The organism is Psychrobacter sp. Ps6 (assembly GCF_022129235.1).
GTDB lineage: Bacteria > Pseudomonadota > Gammaproteobacteria > Pseudomonadales > Moraxellaceae > Psychrobacter.
Map to the genome: position 1 here is coordinate 244,889 of NZ_JADQAI010000004.1, position 26,798 is coordinate 271,686.

Genomic DNA, 26,798 nt, shown 5'->3' on the forward strand with positions numbered 1-26,798 from the left:
TGAGTGGAAAGAGGATTAGGCAATGGCAATTCAGATGGCAAAAGTCAGTATAGAAAATATCGACGATGAAGATGGTCTAGATAGCGTCATGACCGCTCTTAAAAATATCTCAGGCGTGACCGCTATCGATCTAGATCCTGTGCATGATGTTGCAACGGTCAGTTATGATGATACGGATACGAGTATTCATGCCTTAACAGCGGCGATTAGTATGGTTGATTATGTGACTCAGCCATTTCCTATCGATGCGCCGCAAAATCCGCATCATAACGACTAAGATATATGGACGATCTGGATGCTACATAAGCAATGAGTAGCGTTCAGGTTTTTATTAATAAGTTGCTGTCTTTTTAATAGCATCTCGTTAATAAAGCAACAACCAAAGTGTCTTGCTGTCGCTGATGATAGGGCTTATGCTTACTTGGTGGCGCTTTGATAGATTTTGAAAAGTAAATATTGAATAACAGCTATCAAGGCTACTTTTCACTAATAAAAGTAAGGAGCCAACCATGGCAAGCCAAACACGTATTATTCAAATCGATAGCATGACTTGTGGCGGATGCGTGGCAAGTGTACATACTGCTACTGCCCACATTGACGGTTTAGATACGATCACCGTTGATCTAGCTGATAATCTAGCGACGGTCACCTTTGATGATAGCAAAACCAGTGCAGAGGCCATTGCTTCGGCTATTAATGATGCTGGATTTGAGGCAACAGTCGCTAATTCATAGATTGCATCATTTATTAAAAAAACCAGCCATCATGTTATTACTAGCATGACAGCTGGTTTTTTTAATGATTAAAAATTCCGATTATAGATTACGTCCATGGCTGTCCTAGTTTGCTGCTATTTACTAAATGATAGGGGCTTACTTGAATAGATGATGGTTGTGACCATCTAATAGGCGCTACCTGAATATATTGCAATATGTCTGTCTATAATCACTGGATAGTCTAAACAGCGTACTCGTACTGATTGTTATCGTGTTTTACTTGTTTCATTTGATTTTTTTTGTTAATCCACTGATATTTTATTATGGCTTCTATGGACATATAGACGCTATAAAGAGTTATTTTTATGAATGATACTACCCGTACCACTAGTGATGAATCCTACGATGTCGAGACTGACATTCAATCAAATACGCCACTTGCACCGCAACGTGCGCATCTGCAATTGGCGATTGATGGCATGACGTGTCAGGCCTGTGGTTCACGGATTGAGAAGGTGCTGAATAAAAAGCCTTCGGTGTATGAAGTGAGTGTGAATTTTGCTGGTGAGACGGCAAATGTAGATTATGATCCGACGCAAACGACGCCAGAACAGGTCACAGAATGGGTAAACAAGACGGGTTTTGTTGCCAATCTACAGGCCAGCGACAGTTTATTTGCAAAAACAGATGAAGACACAGCCACCCAATATCCATGGCGATTGATCGGTTTATGGTTGTGTTTGGTGCCATTTTTGGTGGGCATGGCAGGCATGTTGGTGGGGGTTGGAATGGCGTGGATGCCGCCCATTTGGATTCAGTTTATTTTAGCAACGGTTGTACAGTTCGGCTTTGCGTTACCATTTTATAAGAGCGCATGGTCATCCATCAAAGGCGGTCTTGCCAATATGGATGTACTGGTGGTGATTGGTACCGTGACGATATGGGCATATTCAACTTATCTGTGGCTCACTCACGGCGATGGCACTTTGGGTAGCCTCTTGCAAAGTGGACACATGGGCGGACACGTTGCTAGTAATAGCCCAGCCGTATATTTTGAAGCAGGGGTGATGGTTATTGCTTTTGTGCGGACTGGTAAATACTTGGAGGAACGTACCAAGAAGCATAGCCTCAACAGCATTGATTTATTACTGTCATTGACGCCTGATGAAGTCGAGCAGCAGCAGCCAAATGGTGATTTTCATAACATTGCACTGTCTGATGTGCAAATAGGCGATATTTTACGTGCTAAGCAAGGCAGCCGTGTTGCGACCGATGGTATCGTCACAGATGGTAGCGGCTGGTGCGTGGAGAGTCACTTAACAGGTGAGTCAATAGCGCTCAAAAAAGAAGTAGGTGATGGATTACTGGCAGGTGCTTTGGTGGAGAATGGTAGCTTGCTCTATCGTGTGAGTGCCAAGGGTAGTGACACCAAGCTTGGTGATATGGTACAAGCCCTGAGTGATGCGCAAGGCTCAAAAGCTAACTTGGCGAGGCTGGCTGATAGAGTGACCGCAGTGTTTGTGCCAATTGTAGTGACCATTGCTTTGGTTACTTTTGGCCTAACATGGTGGCTGACAGGCATGATCGATACTGCCTTGATGCACGCCGTATCGGTATTGGTCATTGCTTGTCCTTGTGCGCTTGGTTTGGCCACGCCAGCAGCCATAATGGCAGGTATGGGGGTTGCTGCGCGTCACGGTGTTTGGTTCAAAGACGCGCAAAGTCTCGAGGCGGCAGGTAATATTGATACAGTAGTGCTCGATAAAACTGGCACGCTGACCATTGGTAAGCCGACTATCGTCGATCAGGTCATGGTGGATAAGTCACTGGCCGTTGACGATGTATTGCAAATTGCAGCCAGTGTCGAGGCGCACGCCAGTCATCCATTAGCAACAGCTCTGATCAATACTGCTAAAGACCGTCAATTGTCTCTATTAAACGTGACTGATGTCAGTGTGATAAAAGGTGCTGGTATACAAGCGAATATCGAAGGGCTTGGGCTGATAAAAGTTGGTACGGCAGAGTTTGCGAACTTGACGTTGCCAAGATTTATGCCAAAAGTATGGCAAATTGCCAGTACCGTTGCGATTAGTATTAATGATGAGCCACTCGGCGCGTTTGCACTAGCTGATGACTTGAAAGCGGACACGCCAAAAGCAATCACTGCGCTACAAGATGCTGGTATCAATGTGATCTTGATGAGTGGTGATAAGCAGTCCGTTGTCGACCATGTGGCAGGGCAGTTGGGCATTGATAAGGCTTATGGCAAGATGAGCCCACGTGATAAGGCTAGCCAAATTGCATTATTGCAGACGGCTGGTCATAAGGTGGCGATGGCAGGAGATGGTGTCAATGATGCGCCAGCAATGGCCACCGCTGATGCCAGTTTTGCAATGTTTGAAGGGACTGACGTCGCGCAGCACAGCGCTTCTGCCCGTTTGATGGGTGAGTCGCTCATGCATATCGATGCCGCGCAAAAAATCGCTCAAGCAACGCTACGCAATATCAAGCAAAATTTGTTTTTTGCCTTTATTTATAACTGCCTTGGTATTCCACTTGCTGCGTTTGGATTTTTGAATCCGATGATTGCGGCTGCTGCTATGGCGCTTAGTTCTATCTCAGTTTTGATGAATGCGCTACGATTGACACGCTTTAAAACAGAGGTTGAGCTAGATAATACGGTATCTGCCCCGCACACCAATGAAACGCGTTTGGTGAAATAATAATTGCTGTATTAGCGCTGATTTTTTGTCAACGCAGACCAAACAATTATATGAGATATACCTATCTATGATGATATTTATGACCGCAAGTCAGTGTAAGATAAGGGAAGTTTGATAAAATATATGCTATGATGCCAAGCACGATAGCCAACCGTTAATCTGTTCAATAAGCTTTCCATCATATGCAAATATAGTCATATGGCAGAAAGGCTTGAAGGGATTCTAGGTGTATTGGCTATATGATATTTTGCTTTATCTTTTTTGTATGCTAGCTGCCGTTATTTATCTCACAAACTTGGCATGACCAAAGGAATTAACAGACATTATGTACGCTGAAGAAACCAACAACGTCACCGCAATTAAAGACATTCGCGCTCGTGAAATTTTAGACTCGCGCGGCAACCCAACTATCGAAGCTGATGTGATCTTAGCTGATGGCACTGTCGGCCGTGCTGCGGCGCCAAGTGGCGCATCAACAGGTTCACGTGAAGCGCTTGAGTTACGTGATGGCGACAAATCTCGCTATATGGGTAAGGGCGTCAAAAAAGCCGTTTCTAACGTCAACAGTCAGATTCGTAGTGCTTTGATTGATAAAGATGTGACTGAACAGCAGGCCATTGATGATGCCATGATTGCGCTAGACGGCACAGAAAACAAAGAAAGCCTTGGTGCGAATGCTATGCTAGCAGTGTCACTTGCTACTGCCAAAGCGGCTGCCAAGTCACAGAATCTGCCATTGCATCAGTATATTGCTAACTTGCGTAATCAGACGTCATTGACCATGCCTGTGCCAATGATGAACATCTTAAACGGTGGCGAGCACGCGGATAACACAGTTGATATTCAAGAGTTTATGATTGAGCCAGTTGGCTTTACCAGCTTTTCAGAAGCGCTGCGTGCCGGAACGGAGATTTTCCACAGCTTAAAGTCTGTATTGAAATCACAAGGGCTAAACACTGCCGTTGGTGATGAAGGTGGTTTTGCACCAAATCTACGTAGCAACGAAGAAGCCATCACCGTCATCATGCAAGCGATTGAACAAGTCGGCTACAAAGCGGGCGAAGATATTCATCTTGCGCTAGACTGTGCGGCTAGTGAATTTTATAAAAATGGTCAATACGTCTTGGCAGGCGAAGGCAATAAAGCCTTTGATAGCCAAGGGTTCTCAGACTATCTCGTTGGGCTAGCACGTCAATATCCGATTATCTCTATCGAAGACGGTCTTGATGAGTCAGATTGGGATGGTTGGAAGTATCTGACCGAGCAGATTGGCGATAAAGTCCAGTTGGTCGGTGATGATCTATTCGTGACCAATCCTACAATCTTGCAAGAAGGTATCGATAAGCATATTGCCAATGCAATTCTGATTAAATTCAACCAAATCGGTACATTGTCAGAAACGCTAGATGCGATTTATATGGCGAAGAAAAATGGCTACGCAACCATCATCTCGCATCGTTCAGGCGAAACGGAAGACAGCACCATCGCAGATTTAGCAGTTGGTACCGCTGCCGGTCAGATCAAAACCGGTTCACTATGCCGCTCAGACCGCGTTGCTAAGTACAACCAATTACTACGCATCGAGCAGCAAGTACGTGCAAGCTACCGTGGCCGTGAAGAGTTTATCGGTCTACGCGGTTAACAGACAGACTTGGCTTTTTAACGTGTAATATGCGTCAAAAAGTATAAGCTTAAAAGTCGAACTTATCATTGAATCTAGGCGATATATAATCATTTGTATATCGCCTAATCATCTTAAAACTTTAATCTCATTCTTTCTATGTTGTTTGGCGTTGTCACCTTATGAAATATTTTAGCCAATTTATACTACTTGCTTTAGCCGTTGCAGTGCTTTTGGGATTGCAATATCAGTATTGGCTGGGAGAAAATGGCCATTTTGAACATAACAAGTTGACGGCTCAAATTGAAGAGCAACAACGCTTAAATGACAACCAAGTGGCAGCAAACAATCTATTACGTACCGATGTTCAAGATCTAAAAACTGGACTTGAGGCAGTAGAAGAGCACGCTCGCTTAGATTTGGGATTAATCAAACCAAATGAAACTTTTGTCCAAGTATCAACTGCACCAACGACACATAGTAGCTATTAAACTTTAGCTATCGATCTGTATGATGTGATATCAAGCATTATCATTGATTATAAAGCTATCCGTCATTCTTATCATTTTCACTATCTCTCTGTAAATATATCGTCATGGGTTCAACCATGAGTATCACACTATGAATAAAACCCCTAATATACATGCCATGATCGTCGCAGCTGGTCGCGGCAGTCGTTTTGGTGCGTCTATCGCCAAGCAATATACAATGCTAGAAGGTCAGACGTTATTGCAGCACAGCGTGGCTAGGCTTAGCCATAGCAATTATATTAATAAATGTCTATTGGTCGTAGCAGCAGACGATAGCACAGCGCAGGAGTTAGAGTTTGAGCTTCCTATATATTACGCAGTTGGCGGGACCGAGCGTTGGCAATCAGTACAGGCAGGGGTAGAGGCCATCAGTCAGTCAGGCGCCGATGATTCAGATTTGGTACTCATTCATGATGCGGCACGTCCCGCTGTACCGAGTGTGGATGTCGAGCAAGTTATCAAAGCGGCGATGATGGAGCCTTATGGTGCTATTTTAGCGACACCGGTGGCCGATACGTTGAAGACATCCTATCAGCAAACCACACCTACTGAGGAAGATAGACTTATTCCTTATGCGAAATGCACTATTGACCGTAGCAACATATGGCAAGCACAAACCCCGCAAGTTTTTCGTTTAGGTCAGCTGAAACGCGTCCTACGCTATGTATCTGAACATCAGCTTAGCATTACAGACGAAGCCAGTGCTTTTGAACACTTAGAGCTACCTATACGTTTGGTACCTGGTAGTCGACAAAACATCAAGCTTACGTATCCTGATGATGCCATTTTACTGGCAGCAATTCTTAATATCCAATCCTCACATTAATCAAATTTATAGATTTGCTTCGTATTTATATCAGATAGCTCAAGGTAATGACTGTCAATATCGCATCAATTTCACGGAAAGTTCGAGCCTCAATGGAAGTTAAGATATATTAATTTAATATATAATATATATTTAAAACATGTTTTTTGTATATAAGCAAGGTTATTAATTAATAAGAGGTTGCTTTGATGACCAATCTAACCTATGATGTAACTAACTTAATACAATTAATATAAAAACTTATAAAATCAATAATATATCAGAGAAAGTTATTACATTTAGTGATGTTATCTCTATATTTTCTGAAGTTAGTATGATTGTTTTAGCGACATTTACCTAATAATAGGGAGAAGCTGATTGTCAACAATCAACGATTCGACAAATCCAGTAACGACAGATCTCTGCCAGCTTGTATATATAAGCCGGATTACTTCTACTGGTCTTTCAAGTCCTAGCACGCTTAATGACATCTCAGAGACCGCAGTTGAGCGTAACCACGCCGATAACATTACCGGTATTCTTTGCTATGGCAATGGATACTTTTTGCAATGTGTAGAAGGGTCAGAACAAGCACTAACAAATCTAAAAAACCGATTGCTAACAGATGATCGACATAAAGAATTAGAAATCTTAGACTTCTCGGAAATCACAAAGCGCCGTTTTGGCAGTTGGTCATTACGCTCTATTACACTTGAGCGCTGGATGACTAAAGAGTCTGAGCTCAAAAAACTGATGCCATTTAAGCCTTATGATTGGAATGCTAATGAGTGGCAGAAATTCTTAGATATTTTGCAAGAGTATTATGAAGAGCAGAATAGAACAGGCAACATCGATACAGCACCTATTAAGTATAATACTCTAGGCGTGACGTTGAGTAAGGTCGTTGGTCAACATCAGGCATTCTTTTTAATTCAGACGGTACTCGGCCTGATGATAGCTGCCACATTACTATGGCTAATGCTGTAATCGATAGATAATATCATCATAGGAGTTAACTCTCTTATAATTTTAAGTATATTAATACGATTGCTCATCGAGCTAAATACTAATTATATCCAGTTGAGCAGACAAGCAAGAAAAAGCCAGCATTGATTTAATGCTGGCTTTTTTATTCAAACAAATAGCTTGGAGATTAAGAATAGTTTGGATGTTAAGAGCAGAAATAAAAAAACCCACTCATAATATATTATGAGTGGGTTTTTTGGTGGTACCATTGTTAGTCTTATTGAGTGCTAACAAGTGACGCCAAATAGTGGCGTCCCCAGGGGGATTCGAACCCCCGTTACCGCCGTGAAAGGGCGGTGTCCTAGGCCTCTAGACGATGGGGACTAGTAACATCACTTCAACTGCTTTCACCATTTATGCTGAAGTGGTGCGTATTTTAATAGCGTCTGCGTTTCCTGTCAAGCCTTTTTCTACGTCTTTTTAAAATTAAATATCTTTTTTTAATTGCACGGCGAGGATGGAGATCGTTGCGCTTTAAATGATACCGAATCCATAGGGAAGTACAAGCACTAATAGTTAAAGCGAGCAACATATAGCCTAGGATGGTTCCCCATAACTTGAGTTGTGGATCCATAATAAAGTCCCTCCTATTAGGCCTCGATAGTATTCGCTATCAAGGCAGAGTGAGCAACTTGAACTATCTATAGGATATAACTGCATCGCTTAAGCACGACATTCATCATAAGTAGTCATATTAGCCGTCCAAAAATATGACATTTATTATCATACAAAATAATTCCATCTGCTTATCGTGATATCAATCATATCCCTATTGATTATCAAATCAAGATGTCAAAGTCAGCAAGTATTACAAATAGCACTATTATGTATGATTGGCAATATATGATATGTGACTTATTCACTATCGTTATCAGCTGATGCTTCTTTAGCCTCTTCATGGTGCATTGCATTAGCGAGCATAGGATAATTATTAAGTATGTGACAGAACAGCTCGGCTGTCTTTTGAGTGTCATACAGTGCTGAGTGAGCATTTTTACCATCAAACTCGAGTCCTGCTGCCTTACATGCCCGTGCTAGTACAGTTTGTCCGAATGCCAATGCAGACAAAGTCACGGTATCAAACACTGAAAAATTGTGAAAAGGATTGTGGTTCTTACTATTGGTGCGTAGCACAGCTGCATTTAGAAATGCCAAATCGAAATGCGCGTTGTGTCCAATCAGGACACATTGACGGCACTCTTCTTCGCGGCGTACTTCTTTTAAGCCTTTAAAGATACGGCGAAGGGCCGTTTTTTCATCTTCAGCAATGGCTTTGCGCATTGGGTTGTTAGGATCGATGCCAGTAAAGGCAAGGGCACTGGGCTCTAAATTTGCACCCTCAAATGGCTCAATATGAGCATTGAATGCCTCACCTGGATAAAATACGCCATGCTCATCAAGTAATACAGGGATACAGGCGATTTCTAATAGCGCATCAGTTTGAGAATTAAAACCCGCTGTCTCAACATCGACAACGACAGGCAAAAACTTACGAAATCGGTCTTTTAGACTTAAGGGTGTTTGTTCGTCGTCGCTCTTGTCTTGAGTAGCAGCACTTGGGATTACGTTCAGGTCATCATCTGTAGAATTTGAGACATCTGCGTCAGGCAAGGTTGCTGTATTTTGATTGGTCATATCAAGTTCAATCACTTTTATCAGTCGTGCTGGTATATGGAATTGCACATCATTATTTCATAACATCGATAACGCCTTTGCACTAAGGAGGTTTAGTACAAATGTATCATTGGCATTATAGAAAAAATAATAAGTTGCTTTGTCAGTGCTAGGCTGTGTGGCTACTAAACCTTAAGCGACCAAGGCAGTGTTTCACCTGCCATGAGCGGCGTCAGAGAAGCGTCATCAAAATAAGGGTAGTCAGTTGGCACTTGCATAGGGGTGTTGACGAGTGTAATGGTACTCTCATTTACAGGTAGGCCATAAAATTGCGGACCAAAACGACTGGCGAACCCTTCTAGCTTGTCTATTTTGCCCACACTATCAAAAGCGGTTGCGTATAACGGTAAGGCAGTCGCTGCACTATAGCAGCCAGCACAGCCACAAGCGGCTTCTTTCTTGTCGGTAGCATGTGGCGCAGAGTCGGTACCCAAGAAAAATTTCGGATTACCACTCGTGGCCACATCCAACAGGACTTTTTGATGGCTTTCACGCTTTAAAATCGGTAAACAATAAAAGTGCGGTTTGATACCACCAACCAATAGATGGTTGCGGTTAAACATTAAATGCTGCGGCGTAATAGTAGCAGCAACATGATTACCTTGAGCCAATACAAAATCCGCTGCATCACTGGTCGTTATATGCTCTACCACGATTTTTAATGTTGGGAATTTGACGATGATTTGTGCCAGTACTTCGTCTAAGAAACGCTTTTCGCGATCAAAGATATCTATATGGTCTTGCGTCACTTCACCATGTATCAATAGTGGTAAATTGTGCTTTTCTAGTGCTTCAAACACATCGACACAGGCATTGATGTTGGTAACACCATCGGCAGAATTGGTGGTCGCTCCAGCAGGGTAAAGTTTGACCGCTTGTACGATGCCTGACTGTGCGGCCAACTCGATATCTTGGGCAGTAGTATTGTCCGTTAAGTACAGAGTCATACGTGGATCAAAGGCTGATTTTCGCTCAAGACTTAAATCGCTTGCTGCCAAACTTTCCATGATACGCGCGCGATAGGCCTGTGCATCATGTGCATTTTTGACTGGCGGCACAAGGTTTGGCATACAGATCACACGGTTAAAACTACCTGCTGCGTGCGGTACGGTCGTGCTCAAAGCCTGATCGTCGCGCAAGTGAATATGCCAATCATCTGGCTGAAGGATGGTTAATTCTCTAATCGAATCAGTCATAGTGTCAAAGCGCTCTATATCGTCAAATAAAGGAAAAAAAGAGGATAATACTGTGCGACTATCATAACAGATTTGCCCAGTTGACTAAATATAAGGCGAAATATCTATACATAATTCATTGAGTACTATTTAACCCTTTTTAAGATTTAAGCCAAAAGCACACGCCTTATGGCAGTTAGACTTTTGCCTATAGTAAATATGATGTACACTGAGCAGGTAATTTCTTTTTAACTTGCTTTCGATTTGATCTTAGCGCGTTTACTAAAACTAAATTCTCATAACAGGAGTTTTTCATGGCTCAACTTGATCCAAAAAATATTAATAAAATCGTATTGGCATACTCAGGTGGTCTTGATACCTCAATCATCGCTAAATGGCTGCAAGAAACCTATGATGCGGAAGTGATCACCTTTACCGCTGATATCGGTCAAGGCGAAGAAGTTGAGCCAGCAAGAGCCAAAGCTCAAGCAATGGGTATCAAGCACATCCATATCGAAGATTTGCGCGAAGAGTTTGCCCGCGATTACGTATTCCCGATGTTCCGTGCCAATGCTATCTATGAAGGTGAGTATTTACTCGGTACGTCTATCGCCCGTCCACTAATCGCTAAGCGTTTGGTTGAGATTGCTAGAGAACACAATGCCGATGCCATTAGCCATGGCGCGACTGGTAAAGGTAATGACCAAGTTCGTTTTGAGCTAGGTGCTGTCGCTTTGTCACCAGACGTGGTAACGATCGCTCCTTGGCGTGAGTGGGATTTATCAAGCCGCGAAAGCTTGATGCAATATGCCGAAGAGCATGACATCGCAATTGATTATGCGGGCAATAAGAAAAAATCTCCTTATTCAATGGATGCCAACTTGCTACATATCTCTTATGAAGGTGGCGTTCTAGAAGAGCCGTACACTGAAGCAGAAGAAGATATGTGGCGCTGGTCTGTCAGCCCAGAAGACGCGCCTGATGAAGCGCAATATTTAGAACTAGAATACAAGAAAGGTGACATCGTTGCTATCGATGGCGAAGCACTAAAGCCTTATGAAGTCATGATTAAGCTGAATGAAATCGGCGGCAAACATGGTATCGGTCGTTTAGATATCGTCGAAAACCGTTATGTTGGCATGAAGTCACGTGGTTGCTACGAGACGCCAGCTGGCACGATTATGCTAAAAGCCCATCGCGGTATCGAGTCATTAACGCTTGATCGTGAAGCCGCCCATCTAAAAGATGAGCTCATGCCACGCTATGCAAAAATCATCTACAACGGCTATTGGTTCAGCCCTGAGCGTATGATGCTACAGGCATTGATTGACAAATCACAAGAATACGTCAACGGTACCGTACGTGTAAAATTATACAAAGGTGCTGTGAGCGTCGTCGGTCGCAAGTCAGATGATTCGTTATTTGACGAAAAAATCGCAACTTTCGAAGATGATGCGGGTGCTTACGATCAAAAAGACGCAGAAGGTTTTATCCGTCTAAATGGTCTACGTTTGGCTATCGAAGCTAGCCGTGGTCGTGATTTGTCTAAATAAGCGTTTCGATTGTACGTAGTTAATTAAACATTTAGCTCAACAGCAATAAAAAAGAGGCCTATATAAATAGCGCCTCTTTTTTTATGGCTGATGCGTTTCTATCAAGACTCTGTTTTGAACATCACTTTATTAATCACATGTCTTTATTGAGCTTGTGCTGTCTCTGCCGTATCAGACTCTTCATCGTCCATTCTCACAATAGCGACATCTTGTTGCTGACGTTCATCAGTGATATCTTGTGCTAATATCTCTTCGGTGGCAAGCACGACGCCATCAGATTTTTGCGATTGATATTTGAGCGTAGCAAGCGCCCCCAGTACACCAATGACAAGCATAATAATAAGAATGACAGGGTTTTTCCAAAGCGGCGTTGAAGCGTCATATTCTATCGGCTTTTCGCTCGTTGTCGCTGGCGTGTTGTCATTATTGCCACCGATCAATCCTAAGCTTACCAAAGGCGGCTTTGGTGGATTGGCGGGTTCAGAGTTGATGCGCAGGCGATTTCGACTAAGATAAATATCAGAGATTTTTGCCAGCTGCAGCAACCAACGCTGATGTGGCAAAGCAATAGCGTGCATCTCTTCAAATACCAGCATGTCGTTATGACGACCCTGCGGCAAGTTATCCGGTGAGCGACCAATGGCTTTTAGGTAATTACCCGTTGCTAATTGCATGTCTTGTACAGGTTCATGGTTTTTAGGCTCGAACCCTGTCAACTCGTACCAGTGGCTATCAAAAGGTGGCGGGGTGCTTGATAGCTGCTCAGCGTTTAATAGCTTGAGCTCTGTACTATCTGTATGATTTTCCAAAGGTTCTTTGTCTTCTATAGACTCTGTCAGTGTGGCCGGCTCACTGTTAGCACGCTCTGATTCAACAGTAGGCACTGCTTGCGTTTGCTCATTGCTAAAGCGTGCTGCGGACAAAAACTGTGGCTGTAGGGCGAACCATTTATTCATCTCGTCACTATCGAGTTGACTGTATTCTGCCAAGATAGCCAATTCTCGAAGGACAATCACGCATAAAGAGGTGAGTAAGATTTGAACTTGCTGCGTTTTTGCATGAATATCTTCAGCAATATGATCACTGATTTTTATCACACGGGCGCTGTTATTAAAAACGGCGTCTGCCGCATCGTTTCGGTGATATAACGTCGCCTTAAGAGTCGCAAAATTCATGGAGTTGTATTGTCGTAACTCTTTGACAGCAGCACGTCCAAATAGTCTTTTGCTGAGTGCTTGTCCTTGATGTTGCTGCTGATAGGCAAGAAGCGCACTCACAATGGCTTGTAGACTGGCATCCATTGCGAGCCTCGCTTGTGGCAATGAGAGCTGTGCGGCATCAGCCAAAAGTGGCAGCATAGGCTTGGTATCATGATATAAAAAATCATACATCGACACACGTGTCGGTGAAATAGTCGTCATAATCTGCTAGCATCAAAAAGTGTGCCTCTATATTACGGTGCCAAAAGCATTGACACAATCCCTTGATAATAGAAATTTTGAATCAGTTTTACCAATTACCTTAACAGTTATCTTATGGATGACTGATAGCGGGAAGCATTTATGACGAATAATGAAACTTTTAATAAGCATCTAGTGATCAACATTGCTAAGCAGACATTAACAATTCATAAGCAGCAAGCTGAGGTCACTGAATACACCGTCTCTACGGCAAAAAATGGCATCGGTAGTCAGCAAGATAGCGGTTGCACGCCACTTGGTCAGCATAGTATTGCAAAAAAAATAGGCGGCAGCGAGCCTATGAATGCTGTGTTTGTGGGGCGAGTACCAACTGGCGAGGTATATGATGCCGCTCTTGGCACGTTACATCCTAAACGTGATTGGATACTGAGCCGTATTCTTTGGTTGAGCGGTTTGGAAGAAGGCTCGAATAAAGGTAGCAACAGTCAAGGCGGCTGTGATACTTATGAGCGCTATATCTATATCCATGGCACACCAGATACTGAGCCGATGGGTATACCACTCTCACATGGCTGTATACGTATGCGTAATACAGATATCGTGGAATTATTTGAGCAAGTCGAAGAGGGTATGCCAGTAATGATCGTTGCAGATTAACTAAGATTAATTGTACTCATTATTTCTAAAGCATATTTATTTATCGGTATTTGAGCCCAAAAAATCCGATGACGGCTAAGGATGGTAGTGAAAGGTGTAAATATTGAACAATAAGATTAAAGCGAAAAATAAAATGGTGTATCTATAAAAAAGGACAGCTTTATTGATAAAAACTGTCCTTTTTACTAAGCAATGTATCTTTATCGAGGCATCTTTATCAAGGTATCTTTACCGAGTAATACGTTTTACCAGAATGTTGAGCTGTCTTTAAATTTGGCCAAACGTGTTTCGATATAACTTGGGTCATCCGTGAGCATGGCAGCAAACCAACCTGCACCATATAGGGCATTGGTATCCTTCGCTGATTTTAGGGCATAGAACTGTTGATATTGATTGTCATCATTGCGTTGCTCTAGCGCTATTTGCGCTTTTATCAGACGCTTTAACCAACGCTTGGTTTTCTTCTTGGCTTTTTTCTTACTTAACAAAGGCGCAGAGAACTCACTTATGTAGCGTAGCGCTTTTAGGTGATCGCATAGTAGCGCTTCATCCTGATTATCCTCAGAGATATCCGTATCAACATCTACATCATTGCTCACAATCTCGGTATCACTTACTGCATCAGTTTTTTTATCTGCTTTAATGCACTTCTTATACTGTTTCGATAGAATTTTTGCTAGCTTGTCGAGAGCAAGTTTATCCGTTTGAGGCTCAATACTAGGGTCACTCATGGTAAATGCAATCAGCTCTAGCAAGGTGAGCTGAAAGTCATTGGCTTGCAGCGTATTGATCGGTGTGATCTTTATATCTTCGATATCTGTTGTCCAGTCAACAGCAGGGGCTCCGAGTGCCTGTAGCTCAGGTTCGATATAGGCCTCGATATGAGCGAGTTGGTAATAATTGTCAAGCAACGTCGAGGTTTGCTTTAGTATCGGTAGCCATTCTGGGTTGATTTCATCGGAAAAGTCAGCAAATGCTGTTAATGCAGCTTGCATACGATCAATACCGATGCGTGTTTGCAAAATATGCTCGTGATCAATGCTTCCAGCGACGATAGCACTACTATTTGGTAATATCTGTAATAGACAGTTATGTACGGCTGCTCGTATAAAGGCGGGCATGCTACTGTCTTTGTTCATATCCAGTTGGTTTAGGTCAGCGCCAACTGCTGGACTGTGGTTCTGTCCATTGACGAGCAAGCCACCGTTCTCAGCTTTTGTCACGGTAGATAGACACAGCTTGTAGCGTTTGCACCATGTTTTGGCTGTCGTAAATAAAAAATCTATATCTCCTGACACCAATTCGAACTCTATCTCCTGAATGGTTTTTCGCTGAGAGTCGTCAGTACCATGGACAATTTCTCCATGATCGTAAGCCATCTCGATACAACTATCAGTTTCGTCACTATTATCTTCTGTGAGCAATCGTGTGGTGCGCTCGACGTCGGTGACATACAGTCGTGTTAGGTTTTTTGACAACTTTTTGAGTTTAAAGTCAGCCAGCGCAGAGGCGATAGGATTTTTTGCATATATCGTCAAATCAGGCATCAGCTCGTTATTATCAAGCATTTCCTGTACTTGTTTGTCGTCTAACAAAGCGTTGTGCTCCAAACGGGCAGCAATGCCATCACCACCAGCTTTGATGGTTTGTACCCAAGTATCGCCTTCTTTACGAATACGCAAACCAATACCTGCCTGTGCAAGCTGCTGATCAGGGGTATCGTAATAGTGTGCAGCCAGTGGTGTCACTTGTGAGGATTTAACTTTTGCTTGACGCATTAAACCTTTTAGACGTGACTCTGGTACCAAAAACTTCAGCTCTATCTCTTGCATATTGGCTCCTAATAATTCTGACTGATGGCTCTGATCAATGATTGTGATAAACAATTATTAGTCTACCATTCTCTGATTATTTAAACCGCAATAAAAAACCGCCCTATATGATGTAGGGCGGTTTTTTGATAAATACTGCTAGTCTGTCAGTTATTAGAACTGGTTCATCGTGTTCTTGCCGCCGCCAGCTTTCAGTGCGTTATCGCCTGAGAAGATTTCTTTGTGGTCATCGCCAAGGTCAGAACCAGCCATTGCTTGGTGCTTAACACAAGAGATGCCTTCACGGATTTCTTTACGTTGTACGCCAGCTGCATAAGCAAGCATGCCTTCTTCACCGAAGTAGCCTTTAGCAAGTTCATGAACGCTAAGAGCAGTGGTGTGGTAAGTCGGTAGCGTGATTAAGTGATGGAATACACCAGCTTCACGTGACGCATCACGTTGGAAGTTCTTAGCGGCTACGTCAGCTGCAGCATCAAGCTCAGTACCGTCGTAATCAGCACTCATCAAGTCATCTTTATTGTATGCAGAGATGTCTTTGCCCTCGGTTTCCCACTGTGCGATAACTTGCTTACGGAAGTTAAGCGTCCAGTTGAACGATGGGCTGTTGTTGTATACAAGCTTCGCTTTAGGCTGTTGCTCTTTAATACGGTCAACCATTGATTTGATGTGTGCAACGTCTGGAGTCGGTGTTTCGATCCATAGTAGGTCAGCACCGTTTTCTAGAGCAGTGACACAGTCAAGTACAACGCGGTCAATGTTAGTCTCTTCACGGAACTGATATAGGCCGTTAGGTAGACGAACTGGGCGTACTAGTTTGCCGTTGTGCTTAAGTAGGCTATCGTTTTCTTTGGCATCTTCAAGAGATACTTCTTCCATTTCGATGAAATCAATGTATTTAGAAGCAAGATCGCCCGGCTCATTTGATACTGGGATTTTTTGCGTGAGTGATGCGCCTTCAGAGTCAGTACGAGCAACGATAATGCCGTCTTCAACACCAAGCTCTAAGAATGCATAACGGATAGCATTTAGCTTAGAGATGAAGTCTTCGTGCGGTACGGTGACTTTACCAGCTTGGTGACCACACTGCTTAGCATCAGATACTTGGTTCTCAACCTGGATGGCACAAGCGCCAGCTTCGATCATTTGCTTAGTCAATAGGTAAGTCGCTTCTTCGTTACCGAAACCTGCATCGATATCTGCAATGATTGGCACAACATGCGAATCAAAGTTTTCGATTTTTTCTAAGATTGCTGAGGTGTCTTGGCCCGCTTCTTCAGCAGCGTTTAGCTCACGGAAGTAGTCGTTCAATACTTTAGCATCTGCTTGACGCAAGAACGTGTAGATTTCTTCGATTAGCTTAGGCACTGATGTTTTTTCGTGCATAGATTGGTCAGGTAGTGGGCCAAATTCAGAACGTAACGCCGCTACCATCCAACCTGAAAGATAGATATAAGTTTTAGAGGTCGTACCGAAGTATTTTTTCTTGGCATACATAGTTTGCTGTGCCACAAAACCATGCCATGCACCTAGAGACTGTGTGTACTGAGACGTATCATTGTCATAATCTTCCATGTCTTGACGCATGATTTTTGCAGTATACTTTGCGATATCCAAGCCCGTTTTAAAACGGTTTTGTGACATCATACGTGCGGCATCAGTCTCGCTAATGTTCTGCCAGTTGCCGTGCTTTTGCTTTAATTCACGTACTAGGTCGATCGCTGATTTATATGCAGTTGACATCTATAGTCTCCTTGGTAGGGTGTAAAAAATAATAAATTGAGCGTTAAAATAATAATTTGTGTTGTCAATAAATTTGGTAGTAATGGTATTAATATCTCGTAACGGTCTTCTCTACCCTAAACAAACCTGTGCATGAATACAAGAAGATTGCTGAACTCAGCAGTTGATAAATAATTGCTGATTTATAGTGCTGATTCAGCTTACCCATATCTATCAAAGGTGTTTGAGCATTTAATAAACAGCGTTGTCATAATTAGCAACAAGAGATGTTACAATTATACTGACACTTGGTAATGTTTCACTGTCGAGATAAACCGTTACTATGCTATTTAACTATATTGTTTTATGAACGATAACCCGTTCATAAAACTCAGGTTTGTGGTCTGTACCGCAAATCCTTTATGGGATTCACTATAACTGCCTTACCAAGATTTATCTAATTTATGATACTTATCTTTAGTATTTTTATAGGTTATAATGTAGTTATAACAGTATCTTATGGTGATGAAATTGAGTTATGCTGAGTGTCTTTTGCGGTAAAACCAATAAAAATTCGCAAAATTATGCTGTCCTAGATCGAAAATCACCATTTCATCACTGATAATACCAAGTGTGCCGTGGTGCTTATCTTTTAAAAGCTAAGAGAAATACATATGAATTTGCAGCGGGTTGATTTAAATTTATTAGTCCATCTAGATGTGTTGCTACGAGAAAAAAACGTCACTCGCGCAGCTGAGCAGCTTGGTATCACCCAGCCTGCCATGAGCAATATCTTGCGCCGTTTGCGTAAGTTATTTAATGATCCGTTATTAGTGCGCTCCTCTGAAGGGATGACACCGACTGAGCGCGCCCTTGAGTTGCAGCCACGCATCCGTGAGATACTTGCAGATTTGACTCAAGTACTAGAGCCACGCACTGAATTCCGTCCTTATAGTACGTCACGCGTCTTTCGTATTATGACGTCAGATTATGCTGAGGCGACTTTGGTGCCAAAGCTAGTAAAAGCGCTACGTTCGGAAGCGCCCAACGTTATTTTAGATTTCTTGACACCCTCAGATGTCTCTTATCGCGATATGGAGCAGGGGCGTGTTGATTTGGCGATCAATCGCTTTAATGAGATACCACAAAGCTTTCATCAGGTTTTGGTATGGCGTGATACGTTTAGTTGCTTGCTATCGTCTGAAAGTCCCTATGCCAACCGTTTTAATCTGAAAAACTATCTAAAAGCACAGCACGTATGGGTATCTAAAACAGGGATGGGCGTGGGATTTGGGGTTAATCCAGAAAAATCAGGCGGCCTAGGGTCTATTGATCAGGCATTGCAACGTTTGGGCCAAAAACGCCAAATTAGTGTCTTCACCCGCCACTATCAGATGCCAGCCATGCTTGCCGCGAATAAAGATTTGATAGCGACATTGCCAACCCGCGTGGCAAGAATGCAGGCCAATAACGACAGTATCATGATGGAAGAACCGCCGTTTTTTATTCCTGAGTTTGAGCTGACCATGGCATGGTCACCATTGCTACAGCACCATCCTGCTCACCGTTGGTTGCGTCAATTAATCATGCATGTGGCACGGCAAGTGGTGGCTGAGGAAGAAAACCCACCACAAGAAATACCTGTCATTAATCACTTGTTCTAATGAGAATTTTTATAAAGTAGTAAGTATCTTATAGTAAGTAATTAATTCACTTTTAATGTTATTGTTTAACCTATATTTGGTGTATTTAACGAACCAAACCAGCCACTAGGCTGGTTTTTTTGTTTAGTCTTGCTATGTAGTCTTATTCAATATTTAGCTATTCTTAATAAGACAGTCACACTATTAACATCTTCAACACACTTCACAATATATTGTAAAACTCTTCGCCAAATACCTTGTTATGATAGGTGCAGATAGAAAATAATTTATCGATTCATTTGTTGAATTATCCTATCGACGTAATACCAAACAATTAAAAGTGACAATAATACTAAATACATAAAATCAAATAATAAGGACATCCACATGTCAGATATTACTACTGTTAACCCAGCAACGGGCGAAGACATTAAAAATTATGATTACATGAGCAACGACGAAGTTAACAAGATTGTTGACGCCTCACACAATGCATTTTTAAAATGGCGTACTGTGAGCCACGAAGAACGTGGTCGTGTCATCAAGTCTATCGGTGACAAGCTGATGGAATATAAAGAAGAGCTATCTAAGCTTATGACCGAAGAGCGCGGTAAGCTCTATGGTCAAAGCATGCAAGAAGTCGATCTCTGTAAAGCGATTTGTGACTATACGTCTGAAAATGGTGTCGCTGCGCTTGCAGATGATGAGCGAGATATCGAAAGCATGAAGAAAGGTATCGTGACTTATCAGCCAATCGGCGTTATCTATGGTATGCAACCTTGGAACTTCCCAGCGTATCAAGTATTCCGTTATGCCATTGCTAACTTGATGGCAGGTAACAGCGTTTTACTTAAACATGCAGCAAACGTCACAGGTTCTGGCTTATTGATTGAAAAAATATTCCATGAGTCTGAATTGCCAGATGATTTGTTCCGTACGATTTTGATTGATCATGACCAATCAGAAAAATTGATCGAAAATGACAAGGTACGCGGCGTAACACTCACAGGTAGTGATGATGCTGGTCGTATCGTTGGTCAACAAGCGGCCAAAGCAATCAAAAAGTCAGTACTAGAGCTTGGCTCAAATGACGCCTTTATCGTACTAGAAGACGCTGACATCGAAACCGCTGTAGAGACCTGTACACAAGCCCGTTTGATTAATAACGGTGAAACTTGTGTAGCAGCGAAACGCTTTATTGTCGTTGATAGCGTCTATGATGAATTCCGTAAGCGTATCGTAGAGAAGTTTGAAGGTACAAAATCTGGCGATCCAATGGATGACAGCTCAGACATCGGTCCATTAGCGCGCAAAGATTTGCAAGAAAAACTGCATGAGCAAGTAGAAGAAAGCTTGAAAAAAGGCGCGACGATCGCCGTTGGTGGTCAACTACCAGAAGGTAAAAGCAGTTATTATCCAGCGACTATTTTAGAAAACGTTGAGAAAGGTCAGCCTGCTTATGACGACGAGCTGTTCGGTCCAGTAGCTTCGCTCATTCGTGCCAAAGACCAAGACGATGCCATGCGCATTGCCAACGACAGCCGTTATGGTCTAGGTGGCGCTATCTTCTCAAAAGATGAAGAAAAAGCGATTCGCCTAGCCAGTGAGCAATTCGATACTGGTATGGTCTATATCAATGGTTATGGTCTTGCCAATCCTGCATTACCATTTGGTGGTGTGAAGAACTCAGGCTATGGTCGCGAGCATGGTGGATTTGGTATCAAAGAGTTTGTAAACATTAAAGCAGTACATGTATTTTAAGAAACCAAAACCTGTTATGAATGACCATTTATAGTTATTATTTATAAATGGTCGCTACACAAGAAAAGCCCAGCTGCTCATTACGAGTAACTGGGCTTTTTGGTGTTTTACACAATAAAGAACGGCTCAAACAAGCAAAGGTTTTATCCGTCTATATGTTAGGCATTACTCATATTCTATGAAGTCATAAACAGCTGCAATGGCAGGGTCGGCAAATAGCTTGTAGCCTGTGAGGAGGTGCTCTCTACCTCAAGTGACAAGACGTTTTTTGCCAGCAGCAATATTGTCCACGGTAGAAGCTTGTGCTCAAGCTTTTGTACCCGTGACTGTAAACTCTCTGCTGTATCGTTGATATCAACACTCAGTACCGCTTGAGTCAGCACCTGACCTGCATCTAGCTCCGCTGTCACCTTGTGAATACTACAGCCATGATGACGATCACCCGCTTGTAGTACTCGCTGATGCGTATCTAGCCCCTTATAAACTGGCAGGAGAGACGGATGCAAGTTAATCATTGGTGCAGGCGCATTATCGATAAATGAGCCACTGAGCACACGCATAAAACCAGCCAAAACGATCAGATCAGGTTGCCATGCGATAAGTTGCTCGTTGGCGTGAGCTTCAAAGGTTTTGATGCCCATGCGTTTACCACTCGCAACATGCGACAAGACAGCAACCGGAATGGCTGCATCGGTCGCACGTGTCAACGCATAAGCGTCCTCGCGATTACTAATGACACCAACGATCTCAATCGGTAGCGCACCTGCTTGCATGGCATCTATGAGCACTTGTAGGTTGCTACCACTTCCTGATACCAGGACCGCAATGCGTAACGGTTTGATAGGTTGGCTTGTTTTATCAATTGACATTAACGGTATACCACGGCATCGGCTTCACGTTTGACCATTTCGCCCAGCTGCCAAGCATTTTCGCCAGCGTCAGTCAATGTCTCGATCGCTGCTTCAGCTTTATCTTTAGGCACCACAATGACAAAACCAACGCCGCAGTTGAAGGTACGGTACATCTCACTTTGTTCAATGTTGCCTTGAGTTTGTAACCAAGTGAATAACTCTGAGAACTGCCAGCTGCTCGTATCGATGCTAGCGGCTAGGTCATCAGGGAGCACACGTGGCAAGTTGTCAGTGAGACCGCCACCTGTGATATGTGACATCGCATGAAGCGCTGAGCTACCAAGGGTATCTTGTAATGCCTTGATGGCTTTAACATAGATACGAGTAGGGGCCATCAAGGCGTCTTGAATAGGCTGACCATCTAGTTGCTCATCGCTACTCGTAACATCCACACCGCTAACTTCGATCACTTTACGTACTAATGAGTAGCCGTTTGAGTGTGCGCCACTTGAAGCCAGTGCAATCAGGACATCGCCTTCGGCAACGTTGTCACCAGTCACGACCTCGCTTTCTTCAACCACGCCCACACAAAATCCAGCGAGGTCATAATCGTCGTCTTGATACATACCTGGCATTTCAGCAGTTTCGCCGCCGATCAAGGCACAGTTAGCTAGTTTACAACCATCGCCAATACCAGTGACTACAGTCGCAGCTACATCAACATCAAGCTTGCCTGTTGCGTAGTAATCTAAGAAAAATAGTGGCTCTGCACCGCAAACTAACAAATCATTGACGCACATCGCGACCAAGTCAATACCGATGGTATCGTGACGATTGAGCTGTAATGCCAATTTTAGTTTGGTGCCCACACCATCAGTACCAGACACTAATAACGGCGAATTGTAACCTGTTGGGATACGGCATAACGCACCAAAACCGCCAAGTCCACCCACGACTTCAGGACGAGTAGTGGCTTTTGCAACGGACTTGATTCGCTGAACCAAAGCATCGCCTGCATCGATATCAACGCCGGCGTCTTTGTAGCTTAAAGAAGGCTTGTCACTCATAGTCATCTCACAGTTGGGGATAGATAATTGGAATTAAAAAGTAAGGGAGTCACTCACGCTAAAATCAGCGAGAGAAAGTTTAAAGGCAAAGTTTAAAGATAGTGCGCGCATTATACCCAAAAACAGACCGTACTCGCAAAGCAACTTGCCAATATTTGGCTAAGATTTGCATTAAGTGGTAAATAAGCGGTTAAGAAACAAAAAATGACTGATTTTTTGTTGTACTCTGCGATAATAAAACGCTAAATTTACGACTCCTGACGGCTCAAGTACCGCAATTTTTGTCACTATCTCAAATCAGCCTACGTATAGGATTACTTATCATGATGAACCAACCAATCGACCCTTTTTTCAGACGTTTATTTATCGTCGTCGCTTTGGTTGTGGCGCTGTTCCTTCTCTACTTGATGATACCAGTCATTGTGCCGTTTATATTTGCTTTTATGCTGGCTTATTTGTTCAATCCTTTGGTAAAGCGATTGTCAAAACATCTCAGACGTTGGATCGCAATTATTATTGTTTACTCTACTATCACTGTAGGGATGGCGCTGTTGCTCTGGTGGTTGGTACCGACATTGTGGCATCAGCTACAAGCCGCTTGGGAGTATCTACCTAAGATATCTGGCTGGTATAACCAAGTAGTACGCGAGTGGTTCAACAGCAATACTCGTTTTCAATTACCTGTCTTAGAGTCTAAGGATTTTTCTGAGACGCTGGTCGAATATATGCAAACGAATTATAAGTTTGCTGATGCCAGTACCATGATGAGCCAAGTACTGACTTCAAGTATGAACTTTATTAATAGTGCAGGACTGATCGTGTTGGTGCCAATTTTAACGTTTTATTTTTTGTTCAATTGGGATCAGCGTTTACAGACGTGGAAGATGGCGATACCGGGAGCATACTGCAAACAAGTCATTGGCATCGCCAAAGAGTGCGATCAGGCTTTAATGGCGTTTATTAAAGGCCAGTTGTTGGTGATGGTGCTACTGGGTGCTATTTATGCAGTACAGCTGCAGCTTATTGGACTAGAGCTTGGACTTATCATCGGTATGGTGGCTGGTATTGCTAGCTTTGTGCCTTATTTGGGTTTTGGCATTGGATTTGTGGCTGCTATCATCGCCTGCTTGTTTCAGTTTGGATTGGATTGGACCTATTTGTTATTGGTCGTAGGGGCGTTTTTGGTCGGGCAAGCTGCAGAAGGTTATATTCTGCAGCCGCTACTATTAGGTGATAAGATTGGTTTATCACCATTATGGGTTATATTTGCGGTATTAGCAGGCGCCAGTCTATTAGGTTTTGTGGGTATGTTAATCGCGCTACCAGTCTCTGCTGTCTTGAATGTATTGTTCCGCCACCTATATGCGTATTATCGTACGACAGATTTTTACAAAGGTCGTAAACAACTGCTATTGTTTGAGAAGAAGTAAATATTCTATTATTGAATATAGTGAGCGGATAGCGTACAAATGGGAAGCACAAAGCAAATGATTGATAAGGCTTAGTAGGTAAAAGACTTGTCAGTCATTTTGCAAATATGTTATATATAGTCGCAGTGTTGATCGTATCAGCCGTTGCTATATTTTTTTATCAAGATTAGCCTGATTAAGGCAATTCATCCATCATAAAAAAGCTATATATCCACTGCACACATTTTTGTCAGGTAGTATGGATAGTACTGAATAGCAATTTATTCCTTTTCTACTGCACTTTTATATTGCACTACGCAACACGAGTTGATGATTCATGGCAGAAGCACAGCTAAGTCTCAATCTGGACATTAAGCATGATGCAAGTCTCAGCGACTTTGCCGGTCCCGGTTGGATGTCTATTATTGATGCAGTGCGGCAATTACATGTCGGCCTGATTGGTCAGTTATACCTGTTTGGTAGCCCTGCGACGGGTAAGTCTCACTTGCTCTCCGCTATTTGTGAGTCATTTATTGAAATGGACAAATCAGCAATTTGCCTGTCACTCAATGAATTAATCCATACCGATGTCCATGTGTTATCTTCTTTAGAGAACTTTGATCTGATTGCTATCGATGATTTAGAAGTGCTTGAGCAAAGTAGCCAGTGGCAAGAAGCGCTGTTTCATCTGATCAACCGTAGCCGCGAAGGTCAGCGCCAGCTTTTATTTGCGGCCAATAAGCCAGCGGGTGACTTGCCGTTTCAACTCAGAGATTTATTGACGCGTTTGGCACAAGCTCCAGCCTTTAAAGTGCCTACTGGTCATGATTTAGCAGACCGTCAAGCATTGCTCCAATCCATTTTGCGTCGGCGCGGCTGGCAGTTTGATGATCGAATTATCAATCATTTATTGACTGAAGGGCCGCATCGTATCGGTGCAATGATGGAAGTGCTTAATTATATTCAGCCAATGTTTTCTAACCTTGGCCGCAGTAATATATCAAAAGCGGTGATAAGTGATGCATTACGTACCATTGATGAGCAAACACTCGCAGCAGAGCTGGCTGATATAGCCCAAGAGACGCAAGTAGACAACGAGATAACGGATCAAGACCAACATACGATGCCACTTGATTTTTAGCCGTAAAACTTTTGATCGTAAAACTTTTAGCAGCAAAAATACAAATAACAGTAAGAATACGAACTTTTTATCCAACCTGCTTTCACTATTAATGGAATAACCTATGAAATCGAATGCTTCTTTGCTAAAAAAATTGACTATTGGTATGTTGTTTGTGGGTGCGACCTCAGTCTCTATGATGTCACAAGCCGCTGTGACGCTATTGGTTGATGACCATATCAAAGTGACTGCCATCAATGGACAAGAAGTTCAGCAGAGCGCTTTTCAGCCATTAACCAAGAAGTTCACGCTCCAGCCGGGCCAACACGCTATCACTGCTAAGTATGACCGCTTATATAACTTGCAGCGTGATGAGCATGATTACCTGCGTTCAGGTAACGTCAGCGTGACGGCGGAATTGGCAGATAACCAAACGTATCGTTTGACGATGCCGAACCAGCCAGAAGATTACGAAGCCGCTAAAGATTATGCTAAGCAGCCAACACTCGCTATCCAGCAGAACAACACGGTTATCGCAAGTCAGCAGGGTATGGCTGGTAATCAAGGTGGACTGTTTTCAGGACTTGGTAAGGCGTTAGGGGGTGTGTTTGGTGGGGCGGGCGATGCCGAGCTACAAAATCAACGTGCGATTGCTGCGTTAGATCAACCAGCAGTAATGCCAAACAATGCTAATGTTGGTACGACCAATATCAAGCAAACTACGAGTGTGAATACCTCTACCAATACCTTAGATTCATTTATGCAGATTTGGCTACAAGCAACGCCTGCTGAGCGTGAAAAGATGCGTCAATGGATTCAACAGTAAATCAATCTGTTACAGATTGCTGAGCATAAAAAAGCACCCAACTGGGTGCTTTTTTATGGTTCTAAATTTTACTGTTATTTGGCTTAATTTAAGCGATATATAATCAGCTTAATAAAGTATTACCCCAAAAAGGCATTGTACATCCATACCAGTTTCTCTTGCTCTTGTACGTATGCATCGACCAGATCAGCGGTACCTTGATCATCGCTTTCTGCTGCTAATGAAGATACTTGACGCTGCTCTGCGATTAAGGCTTGTAAACCAGTTACTACGCCTTTAACGCAAGATGTACCATCTTTGACGTTTTTGTCTTCGCTGATGCTCGTGTGTTGTACAAAATCGCTATAAGCGTGAAGTGGTGTACCACCGAGAGTCAAGATACGCTCAGCGATCTCATCAATCTGTAACTGCAGCGCTGTATACAATTCCTCAAACTTTGGATGCAAAGTAAAGAAATGCTCACCTTTTACATTCCAGTGATAGCCACGTACGTTTAAGTAAAACACATGATACGTTGATAGCAGGTTGTTTAATTGAGCGATGACTTCGCTCATGTCAGCTTTTTCTAGACCGATCTGGTTAGTAGCGTTATTAGTATTACTCATAATGTTGTCCTTATAATGTGAGTGTTGTTATACGAAATTGAAGAAAGATGAATAGTAGTTACTT

22 protein-coding genes and 1 tRNA gene are annotated in these 26,798 nt (G+C 42.8%); 14 read left to right on the top strand and 9 right to left on the bottom strand.

The features are described 5' to 3' along the window. Positions 1–22: 22 nt before the first annotated feature. From I3255_RS06925 to I3255_RS06955, 7 genes are all read left to right on the top strand, one after another. The gene (locus I3255_RS06925) at positions 23–277 is read left to right on the top strand and encodes a heavy-metal-associated domain-containing protein (RefSeq protein ID WP_238038162.1); all 255 of its coding nucleotides are present in this window, start codon (positions 23–25) and stop codon (positions 275–277) included. Between the two features lie 232 nt (positions 278–509). Beyond that, positions 510–734 carry a cation transporter gene (locus I3255_RS06930; protein ID WP_238038163.1) on the top strand — a complete coding sequence of 75 codons (225 nt, stop codon included), beginning with the start codon at positions 510–512 and terminating at the stop codon, positions 732–734. Between the two features lie 347 nt (positions 735–1,081). After that, a complete protein-coding gene (locus tag I3255_RS06935; RefSeq protein WP_238038164.1) occupies positions 1,082–3,439 on the top strand; it encodes a cation-translocating P-type ATPase in 2,358 nt (785 codons plus the stop codon). A gap of 325 nt (positions 3,440–3,764) precedes the next feature. After that, positions 3,765–5,081: a phosphopyruvate hydratase gene (eno, locus tag I3255_RS06940; protein WP_238038165.1), complete on the top strand. Its 1,317-nt coding sequence runs from the start codon at positions 3,765–3,767 to the stop codon at positions 5,079–5,081. A gap of 161 nt (positions 5,082–5,242) precedes the next feature. Next, on the top strand, positions 5,243–5,551 hold the full coding sequence (locus I3255_RS06945) for a septum formation initiator family protein (RefSeq protein ID WP_058024088.1): 309 nt from the start codon (positions 5,243–5,245) through the stop codon (positions 5,549–5,551). A 130-nt stretch (positions 5,552–5,681) separates the two neighbouring features. Beyond that, complete coding sequence (gene ispD, locus I3255_RS06950) at positions 5,682–6,416, top strand: 2-C-methyl-D-erythritol 4-phosphate cytidylyltransferase (RefSeq protein ID WP_238038166.1); 735 nt, start codon at positions 5,682–5,684, stop codon at positions 6,414–6,416. 357 nt (positions 6,417–6,773) lie between these two features. Continuing rightward, positions 6,774–7,382: a BLUF domain-containing protein gene (locus tag I3255_RS06955; protein WP_201599519.1), complete on the top strand. Its 609-nt coding sequence runs from the start codon at positions 6,774–6,776 to the stop codon at positions 7,380–7,382. Between the two features lie 287 nt (positions 7,383–7,669). Here I3255_RS06955 and I3255_RS06960 read toward each other — a convergent pair. The 3 genes from I3255_RS06960 to pyrC all read right to left on the bottom strand — a co-directional run bounded on the left by I3255_RS06960 (position 7,670) and on the right by pyrC (position 10,291). After that, positions 7,670–7,745: transfer RNA gene (locus I3255_RS06960), tRNA-Glu, on the bottom strand. 531 nt (positions 7,746–8,276) lie between these two features. Continuing rightward, positions 8,277–9,056 carry a ribonuclease T gene (gene rnt / locus I3255_RS06965; RefSeq protein ID WP_238038167.1) on the bottom strand — a complete coding sequence of 260 codons (780 nt, stop codon included), beginning with the start codon at positions 9,054–9,056 and terminating at the stop codon, positions 8,277–8,279. A gap of 164 nt (positions 9,057–9,220) precedes the next feature. Continuing rightward, positions 9,221–10,291, bottom strand: a complete 1,071-nt coding sequence (gene pyrC / locus I3255_RS06970; protein ID WP_238038168.1) for a dihydroorotase — start codon at positions 10,289–10,291, stop codon at positions 9,221–9,223. A 293-nt stretch (positions 10,292–10,584) separates the two neighbouring features. Between pyrC and I3255_RS06975 the strand changes: the two genes are divergently transcribed. Continuing rightward, positions 10,585–11,823, top strand: coding sequence for an argininosuccinate synthase (locus I3255_RS06975; protein WP_238038169.1), 1,239 nt, complete (start codon positions 10,585–10,587; stop codon positions 11,821–11,823). Positions 11,824–11,966: 143 nt separating this feature from the next. On the opposite strand, the gene I3255_RS06980 is transcribed toward I3255_RS06975, so the two are convergent. Further along, entirely contained in the window at positions 11,967–13,244 is a 1,278-nt protein-coding gene (locus I3255_RS06980; RefSeq protein WP_238038170.1) for a hypothetical protein, read from the bottom strand. Positions 13,245–13,385: 141 nt separating this feature from the next. On the opposite strand from I3255_RS06980, the gene I3255_RS06985 reads away from it, so the two are divergent. Further along, on the top strand, positions 13,386–13,901 hold the full coding sequence (locus tag I3255_RS06985) for a L,D-transpeptidase (RefSeq protein WP_238038171.1): 516 nt from the start codon (positions 13,386–13,388) through the stop codon (positions 13,899–13,901). A 245-nt stretch (positions 13,902–14,146) separates the two neighbouring features. Here I3255_RS06985 and I3255_RS06990 read toward each other — a convergent pair whose 3' ends face one another. Together I3255_RS06990 and I3255_RS06995 are read right to left on the bottom strand one after the other, a co-directional pair. Further along, positions 14,147–15,733: a CYTH and CHAD domain-containing protein gene (locus I3255_RS06990; RefSeq protein ID WP_238038172.1), complete on the bottom strand. Its 1,587-nt coding sequence runs from the start codon at positions 15,731–15,733 to the stop codon at positions 14,147–14,149. A gap of 153 nt (positions 15,734–15,886) precedes the next feature. Further along, entirely contained in the window at positions 15,887–17,473 is a 1,587-nt protein-coding gene (locus I3255_RS06995) for an isocitrate lyase (RefSeq protein WP_238038173.1), read from the bottom strand. Between the two features lie 653 nt (positions 17,474–18,126). Between I3255_RS06995 and I3255_RS07000 the strand changes: the two genes are divergently transcribed. Continuing rightward, positions 18,127–19,116: a LysR family transcriptional regulator gene (locus I3255_RS07000; RefSeq protein WP_058025743.1), complete on the top strand. Its 990-nt coding sequence runs from the start codon at positions 18,127–18,129 to the stop codon at positions 19,114–19,116. A 366-nt stretch (positions 19,117–19,482) separates the two neighbouring features. Next, entirely contained in the window at positions 19,483–20,856 is a 1,374-nt protein-coding gene (locus I3255_RS07005; RefSeq protein WP_238038174.1) for an NAD-dependent succinate-semialdehyde dehydrogenase, read from the top strand. Positions 20,857–21,032: 176 nt separating this feature from the next. Here I3255_RS07005 and purN read toward each other — a convergent pair whose 3' ends face one another. Next, on the bottom strand, positions 21,033–21,725 hold the full coding sequence (gene purN / locus I3255_RS07010; protein ID WP_238038175.1) for a phosphoribosylglycinamide formyltransferase: 693 nt from the start codon (positions 21,723–21,725) through the stop codon (positions 21,033–21,035). Beyond that, entirely contained in the window at positions 21,725–22,774 is a 1,050-nt protein-coding gene (gene purM, locus I3255_RS07015) for a phosphoribosylformylglycinamidine cyclo-ligase (protein ID WP_238038176.1), read from the bottom strand. Before purM ends, purN begins: the two co-directional genes overlap by 1 nt. A gap of 323 nt (positions 22,775–23,097) precedes the next feature. Between purM and I3255_RS07020 the strand changes: the two genes are divergently transcribed. The 3 genes from I3255_RS07020 (at position 23,098) to I3255_RS07030 (ending at position 26,129) form a co-directional block, all read left to right on the top strand. After that, positions 23,098–24,204 (top strand): AI-2E family transporter, encoded by a 1,107-nt coding sequence (locus I3255_RS07020; protein ID WP_238038177.1) that lies wholly within the window; start codon positions 23,098–23,100, stop codon positions 24,202–24,204. A gap of 316 nt (positions 24,205–24,520) precedes the next feature. Further along, positions 24,521–25,324 (top strand): DnaA regulatory inactivator Hda, encoded by an 804-nt coding sequence (gene hda / locus I3255_RS07025; protein WP_238038178.1) that lies wholly within the window; start codon positions 24,521–24,523, stop codon positions 25,322–25,324. A 103-nt stretch (positions 25,325–25,427) separates the two neighbouring features. Further along, positions 25,428–26,129 (top strand): DUF2057 family protein, encoded by a 702-nt coding sequence (locus tag I3255_RS07030; RefSeq protein ID WP_238038179.1) that lies wholly within the window; start codon positions 25,428–25,430, stop codon positions 26,127–26,129. 119 nt (positions 26,130–26,248) lie between these two features. On the opposite strand, the gene I3255_RS07035 is transcribed toward I3255_RS07030, so the two are convergent. After that, positions 26,249–26,734: a Dps family protein gene (locus I3255_RS07035; RefSeq protein WP_201599508.1), complete on the bottom strand. Its 486-nt coding sequence runs from the start codon at positions 26,732–26,734 to the stop codon at positions 26,249–26,251. Positions 26,735–26,798 lie beyond the last annotated feature (64 nt).